Consider the following 277-nt stretch of genomic DNA (forward strand, 5'->3'; position numbering starts at 1 on the left):
ATCCTCAATGTAGTCAGCATTAGGCAGCTTTAATCGCTTGCTGAAATTTCTATATTCGTTGGGAATATTATTCGTTCCTCCAAAAACATAGAGACGATTTACAATAGCATTATCATCTACATTGTTTCGGTTCCAACCCGTAAGCCCCTTACCTTTTCCATATTCAAATCTTGGAGGAATTTTTTTTCCAAAATCCCCAGTATGTATAACAAAATTTCCATTCTCGTATTTGATCCAGAAATCTGTTTTGAACTCGTTACAAATCTTCTGTAAAGCT

The 277-nt window shown here is 35.0% G+C and carries 1 protein-coding gene; it reads right to left on the bottom strand.

Annotated features, from left to right (window positions below):
• A partial coding sequence (locus SB764_RS39725; RefSeq protein WP_410866714.1) for a hypothetical protein occupies nucleotides 1-277 on the bottom strand: 277 nt, incomplete at both ends.

The organism is Paraburkholderia sp. SIMBA_027, assembly GCF_046535315.1.
Classification (GTDB): domain Bacteria; phylum Pseudomonadota; class Gammaproteobacteria; order Burkholderiales; family Burkholderiaceae; genus Paraburkholderia; species Paraburkholderia tropica.